The organism is Bacillus sp. AFS012607 (assembly GCF_002558005.1).
Taxonomy (GTDB): Bacteria; Bacillota; Bacilli; order Bacillales; family Bacillaceae_G; genus Bacillus_A; species Bacillus_A thuringiensis_S.
Genome location: NZ_NTVM01000066.1, coordinates 1 through 7,307 on the forward strand (window position 1 = coordinate 1; position 7,307 = coordinate 7,307).

Consider the following 7,307-nt stretch of genomic DNA (forward strand, 5'->3'; position numbering starts at 1 on the left):
CTATGCATCTAGTTTTAAAGATTATACCAAAGAAATGGCTCATCACTTTAGCACTACTTGTGATGGGTCTTTTTTCTTTTCTTTTACTTGGAGTAGTAAGCATTTTTATTGCAGCAATGGGGAGTGATAGTGGAACAGACACGGGTGATATTACGTATACAGGTGAAGGGCAAGTCATGAATGTTTCACCTGAAGTTCTAAAATGGGAACCTACGATTCGGAAGCATGCGAAAGCCTTTGGCGTGGAACCGTTTGTTGCTTTAATGCTTGCTCAAATGATGCAAGAGAGCGGAGGACGTGGTAGTGATCCGATGCAGAGTTCCGAAGGCGCTTTTAATACGAAATATTGTAAATCACCAAACTGTATTACAGATCCGGACTACAGTATTTGGGCTGGTGTACAGGAGTTTAAACATGCGATAGAAAGAGCCGGAGTAACGAGTCCAGGGGACATGGATCATATTAAAACAGCCCTTCAAGCTTACAATTGTGCGACACGTTCTTAACTGAAAAGGTTAAGCACTGATATGAAATCAGGAGAACTACTATTTCGAGAAGTCAAATGAAAGGGTAACGCCTGGAAGGGCTTCCTCTGATACTCCGACATGCATGATGCAGTGGATAAGAACTGTAAGTGTGTGAAGCTCGGTAAAGTCGGCTGAGAGCTACCGTAAAGTACGTAAGTACTACGAAAGTTGTCCAGAGGTGGATGATGTAGCCTATAGGTCGGGAGTCTACAAAACACTCATGGGTAGAATGGATTCACAAAAACCATCGGGTAGGCAGAATCTGACGAATCTCCGAATGTACGGGTCTAGAACGCTTAACGCATAGAAATGTGTGTGCCACGAGCGTGGCGTTAATGTGGGTAAGTAAGAATAGTTGTTATGAAAACCCATATGTCGTTACAGGCGGCATCCAGTTAACAGGCTTAAAGGAGAGCCCTAAAAGTGTCATGAACAGATAGAAGTAGTGGAACGTGGAAAGCCACCAACATGGAGAACTTATCTTTATTGAAATGTTTAAGGGGAAAATGTTCGTGAGATTAGCGTGCATATAACCTTTATTTATGGTGGTGAGAGTGATGGCACAGTACCTACGAAATGATGGAAACATCATGGAGGGATAGCCATTAGTCTGACAGAAGATTGACCAACCATTTTATAGAGCAAATCAGTCGAATTATAAGGTTCTTGTGAGACTAAAAAAGGTTAACTCTGAAAGGAGCACCGACTTATAAAGAAAACTGCGAAGCTTAGGCATGCTGAATATTATGATATGCAGTCCATTATGGACGGCTTATATCAGCAAAGTCAAAATGGAGACAACTTTTATAAACTAATAGAGCTTATGATGATGGATGAAAACATCAAATTGGCATACCGAAACATAAAAAGAAATATGGGGAGTGTAACAGCTGGAGTCGATGGGATGACCATCAACGACATAAAATCGCTTTTAACAGATGAAGTGATAGAACAGATTAAATCAATGTTCTCTTGGTACAAACCACAAGCGGTTAGGCGAGTTTTTATACCGAAACCTAATGGTAAAAAAAGACCTCTTGGAATACCAACAATATGGGATAGATTGTTTCAACAATGTATTTTACAAATCCTTGAACCTATATGTGAAGCAAAGTTTCATGCCCATAGTTATGGGTTCCGTCCAAATCGAAGTACACATCATGCATTAGCAAGAATGAAATCATTGGTGAATAGTCAAGGAAGAGGTTTTCACTACTGTGTGGACATAGATATCAAAGGATTCTTTGATAATGTAAATCACGGAAAGCTCATGAAACAGTTATGGAACATGGGTATAAGAGATAAAAATTACTGTCTATCATTTCAAGTTTGTTAAAAGCAGAAATCATTAATGAAGGTTTCCCGAATAAAGGAACTCCGCAAGGAGGCATTTTAAGTCCTCTTCTTTCTAACGTGGTTTTAAATGAGTTAGATTGGTGGATTAGTGACCAATGGGAGACTATAGAGACTAAACACTCATATGTGGCGAGAAAAGATAAATATAGAGCATTAAAGAAAAGTAATTTGAAAGAATGCTTTCTCATTAGATATGCAGATGATTTCAAAATATTATGTCGTAACTATCCAACGGCTCTTAAAATGTTTGAAGCAACAAAAGATTTTCTCAAAACACGGCTACAGCTTGAAATTAGTACTGAGAAATCCCAAATTGTTAACTTACAAAAGAAATCTAGTGACTTCTTGGGATTCACTATTAAGGCACGGAAAAAGAGAAATCGGCATGTTGCTCATAGCAGGATGTGTCAAAAAGCCAGAGAAAATGCCTACGGCAAATTGAAGGAAGCTATCAAGAAAATAAGTAAAAAGCAGACGCCAGAGTCAGTATGGCATTACAACACAGTTGTGATGGGCATACAAAATTATTATGCGGCTGCAACCCATATTAATAAAGATTTAGACCAAATGAGTTGCCATCTCATAAGAACACTCTATAACCGACTGAGGCGAGATTGGAAAAGAGCCACTAAGCACGATATGTCATCTACTTTGAGAAAAAGGTATCGGAGCTATAATCCGAAACTCTATAAAATTCAAGATATTGTACTAATCCCGATTCACGCACAAAAGCATAAATCAGCAAGGAATTTTACCCAATCTATTTCAAATTATACCGAAGAAGGTAGGGCGGAAATTCACGATACCTTGAAAGCTATAGATAAAGAAACACTTAGACATGTGCAACGATTTTATATGAATCATCGAACCGTGGAATATAACGACAATCGTATTTCAAAATTTGTAGCACAGTATGGAAGATGTGCAATTACTAAACAGGAATTGGGTCTAATTGGTTGGCACTGCCACCATAAAATTCCGTTGGAATTTGGCGGGAAAGACGACTATGAAAACCTGATAATTGTGCTAGAAGATATACATGTCGCAATTCATAATGATGATTCAGAGAAGGCAAAATCCATCTTAGCCAACTATGAAATAGAAGAAGCAAAGAAGAAAAGGTTCGATAAGCTAAGGATACTTGCGAATCGAGCACCTATCTTCTCTCTAATATAAAAGTTAGGTCAATTGAATCAGATGGAACGCCGTATGAGGTGAAAGTCTCACGTACGGTGTGAAGTGGGGGAAAAGGTGGAGATAACTTCAAATCCTTACCTATCACTATTCGGGACAGGATTTTTTGATTTTGTTGGCGCAAATGGTGGTAAGTATACGAAAGAATTAGCAATCAAATTTTCACAACAACAGTATCAAAAAGTAAAACATACAGGCATGTATCATTGCCTTAGACCAGAAGCCGTACCGTATCAAGCGTGTTATGGCGATATACTTTATGTTGATGCAGTTTTAAAGTATTATCAGCCGGGTTCTGTTGTTTCTGGTGGTGGAGGAAATCCAGGAAGTGGCGGAAGTAGCGGTTCAAAAGTTGCCGATGTAGGTCGCCAATGGATAGGGCGTTCTACCTATGTATTTGGTGGTGGACGTAACACAAATGACATCGCAAGAGGGATATTTGATTGTTCAAGTTTTGTACGCTGGGCATTCGAACAAGTAGGGATGTATACCAGTCCGATAGGAGCTGTAAGTACGGAAACATTAAATAAAATTGGTACAAAAGTATCAGCAAATGATATGAAACCGGGTGATGTTATTTTCTTTGATACTTACAAACATGATGGGCATGTTGGCATTGTAATTGATAAAAATACTTTCATTGGTTGCCAAACAAATAAAGGGGTTTCCATTGAAGATTTAAATAATCCATATTGGAAAAAAGTCTTTTCTGGTCATGTAAGAAGGTTCTAAAAAAAATCAAAAGTAAAGGGGAAATTAATATGAAATTAATAGAAGCGCCGTTTGAGGAATTTAAAAATGAAGTTATTAAACCATCAAATTATTTGATACAAAATGTTGATGATTCAAATTTTCTTTTACATCGAGAATTGAAAGAAAATGAGATACCGCACTTTATAGAACAAGACACATTTCACTATGAAGGGAAAACTTATTTATGGGTGATAGCAAATTTCCCATCAGAAGACGCAGTAAAAACAGCAATACAAACATACTGGAATGCTACTAAACAACTAAACGATATTACGAAGTAAAGGGGAATTTAATATGAAAGATAAACGAAAATCCTTGTTTATTGTGTTTGTCATTTTAGTTGTAGGTGTAACAGCTTTTAATATCTATTTGAGCAAAAAATCAATGAGTGATGGCAAAGAAAAACAGTTAAAACTTTCAAATGAATTACTAACAAAACAAAATGATGACTTAAAAAACCGATTGGATAAGGTGCTTCCTTCCGCACAAGAACAACAGAGAAGGGCGTATTTATCGACAGCCGAAACGTTTATCCAATTATCATTTCATCGAGAAAAAGAAGGCTACAGTGAGCGAAAAGAAAAAGCAAAATCTATTATGAGTGAAGAACTATTACAACAATTTTATCCAACTGATAAATACGAATTAGGAGATACGTATAAAACGAAACCAATAGAAATGAAGTTTTATTTACAAGAAAATGAACCCGATAAAGAGGAGGTAAATGTGTTAGCTGAATTTATAAATGTCACGACAGATGCAACGCAAAACCGAGAAGAAAAAGTAAACAATGTGTTACGAATCATCATGAAAAAAGATAAGGAAACATGGCGAGTTACAAGTGTGGAAGAGTTAAATATGAAAGTTTTATAACGAAAAAGGTGGGGTGAGAGTGTGATAGGAGCGATTGGTAAGAAGAGTGAAAGAATCAATCTAAGAAAAAATAAGTCGTGGATCTACTTAACAATTATCAGCTTTTTATTTTTGGGTTTTTTCGCTTTCTTGACATCAAAAATTTACATGCCAAACGATGAAAAACTATTCCATACAGAGACAAATAAAGTAATTAAGTTGTCTGGTATGGGGAAATTGATTGTAGAGAAAAGGGAATACAATCCACACAAAAACTTTATACAAATTTACTTTCGATTAGAAGGATATGAGGAAACAGGATATACATTTAAAGCACAGCAAAAAGCAAATCCAGGTGTTCAGTTACCTGTCAAAGTATTGTATGAAGAGAACGGAAATTACGTAGTAGAAGTAAAGGAATTATCTCCGAATTGGGGGGCATTAGCTTTTGATATTTATAATAAAAACAGTGAAAACGAACAAATGGATATTCGTAAATTCACACAAGATGTGAACGAATATGAAGAAGAAAATGCATCAACAAAAAGTCCGAATAAACTTGTTCAGTCGATTTTTACTGATCAAAGAAAAACAAAAGCAAATGATGAATTGTTAGCTGAAGACAAAAAAACCTATGAGTTAGATTTTATAGAAAGAGACAAAAAAGATATTGAAACAAAGATCAAAAATTATGGAAAAGCAATCAAACTGGAAGAAGAAAATGCGAAGACAGTTTATGAAAAAGTAAAAGAACTAAAAGATGAAATGAAGTATCAAACCGATGGGGAAAAAACGGAAACGCAATCGAAAATAGCATCCCTAGAATCAAAAATAAAATCATCAGAAAAGAACGTTGAATTGTTTAAAAGAGAACAAAAAATTGCACGAGATAAAATCAAAAAGTTAGAGCAAAAGGCACAAGAAATTAATAAAAAGTGAAAAAAGTCATGTCGTCAGTGAGTACTCACCAGTGATATTTGAGTACTCACTGAGTGCTCATCTGTTAGTTTTTGTATCGTCAGTGAGTACTCATCAGTTTAATTTGTGTCATCAGTGAGTACTCACCTAGAGGATTTTCTTGCCCCCATCGTTTCGCTAGGCTCCGCCTAGCCCCACACCCTCGGTGGGGGCAGAAACCCCTTATGCTCTTCTCACTATTTTTTGATCTCTACCCACAATTGCAGAAAGGAGCGGAAATTGTGAATCTAAAAATAAGAGATATAGATCCAGTTGCCTTAAAGAAAATAGATGAAATCGCAAAAAGGAAAGGAGTATCCAGGCAAAAGTTTTTGAAAGCTCAAATTGAAATGTTGGCATTTTTTCAGCAACAAAATAAAAGGGAAATGGAATTAGAAAATCTCATTGAAAAGAACATCCATATGATGAGTGATTGTTATAGCGCAATGGAAAAAATGAATGAGTTTATTCAAATGATGATGCAGGATATTGAAAATGAGTAATGCTGTTCCTGTTCAATCATCAATCACACCGGGTGTTGTTTTAAAAACGAAATTTGTGTTGCCAAGTTCCGATGCATTTCAGAACTATATTGATTATGTAGATCGGGAGGAGGCGAAAAGTGAAGTGAAGCTGAATCCGAAAATGTTCGAAACGTATCAAGACTATATGGGGAATTCAGAAAAGACATCGGCACTATTTACGGAACACGCAAATCGTTTAACAGAAAGTGAAAAAAAGTCCTTAAAGGAAATGTTTAAAACCGCTCATGAGAATGGAAGTATCATGTGGCAAGATGTCATTTCTTTTCATAATCCCTGGTTAGAGAAACAAGGAATTTATGATGAGAAAACAAAAACATTGGATGAAAAAAAGTTAATGGATGTAACAAGGCTTGCGATGAAGGAAATGCAAAAAAGAGAGGGATTGGAAAAAAGCTCTATCTGGTCGGCAGCCATTCATTTTAATACGGATAATATCCATATCCATGTAGCAACTGTAGAACCTTTTCCAACGAGAGAACGTGGTAAAAGAAAACCAAAAACATTAGATGCGATGAAGGGAAAAGTCGTAAATAATCTGTTAGATCATAAGCAGGAGCAAAAACAAATTAATGATTTAATTAGAAATAATATGGTGGGAAGGAAAAAAGAAGATTCCGTTTTTGATTGGCGCAATCAACATTTGAAACCACTGTTTTTACGAATTTATAAACAGTTACCTAGTGATAAAAGACAGTGGCAATATAGCTACAATACGATTCAACCATTAAAGCCGGAAATTGATGAATTAAGCAGGCGATATATACAACATCATCATAAAAAAGATTACGATCAATTTCTCAAAAAGCTAGATAAAGAAGTGCAAGTTTTTAAAGAAGCTTATGGGGAAGGAAAGTATGATAAGAAGCAATATGAAAATTATAAAACGAATAAAATTAATGACCTATATAAAAGAATGGGGAACGCTTTTTTACAAGAAATGAAGGCATATGATAAGGAACAAAAGAGAATCCATCACATGAAAAAATCAAAGCCGTTTCAAAAATTTCAACAGAATGTATCTATTCAGTATTCTATGAGGAAAGTGGAACGTGCTTTTAAAAGTGAATATGAAAGCTGGAAGAACCAAAGATATTATGAGCGTTTGCAAAAAGAGAGTGCGTAT

Annotated in this window: 5 protein-coding genes and 3 pseudogenes; all 8 read left to right on the top strand. The window is 35.9% G+C overall.

The genetic code is table 11. From position 1 onward, the window contains the following. Positions 1-2: 2 nt before the first annotated feature. Positions 3-497 (top strand): annotated as a pseudogene (locus CN409_RS30590) (lysozyme family protein); the annotation flags it as partial. A gap of 781 nt (positions 498-1,278) precedes the next feature. Continuing rightward, positions 1,279-3,059: pseudogene (gene ltrA, locus CN409_RS30600) on the top strand (group II intron reverse transcriptase/maturase). Positions 3,060-3,167: 108 nt separating this feature from the next. Further along, a pseudogene (locus CN409_RS30605) lies at positions 3,168-3,809 on the top strand (C40 family peptidase); the annotation flags it as partial. Between the two features lie 29 nt (positions 3,810-3,838). Further along, positions 3,839-4,111: a hypothetical protein gene (locus tag CN409_RS30610; RefSeq protein ID WP_097982051.1), complete on the top strand. Its 273-nt coding sequence runs from the start codon at positions 3,839-3,841 to the stop codon at positions 4,109-4,111. 13 nt (positions 4,112-4,124) lie between these two features. Next, entirely contained in the window at positions 4,125-4,703 is a 579-nt protein-coding gene (locus CN409_RS30615; protein WP_097982050.1) for a MerR family transcriptional regulator, read from the top strand. Positions 4,704-4,724: 21 nt separating this feature from the next. Then, positions 4,725-5,621: a hypothetical protein gene (locus CN409_RS30620; RefSeq protein WP_097982048.1), complete on the top strand. Its 897-nt coding sequence runs from the start codon at positions 4,725-4,727 to the stop codon at positions 5,619-5,621. A 260-nt stretch (positions 5,622-5,881) separates the two neighbouring features. After that, on the top strand, positions 5,882-6,142 hold the full coding sequence (locus tag CN409_RS30625) for a hypothetical protein (protein ID WP_002109697.1): 261 nt from the start codon (positions 5,882-5,884) through the stop codon (positions 6,140-6,142). Further along, on the top strand, positions 6,135-7,307 hold a 1,173-nt coding region (gene mobP2, locus CN409_RS30630), incomplete at its 3' end, for a MobP2 family relaxase (RefSeq protein WP_098217968.1). The genes CN409_RS30625 and mobP2, both read left to right, overlap by 8 nt.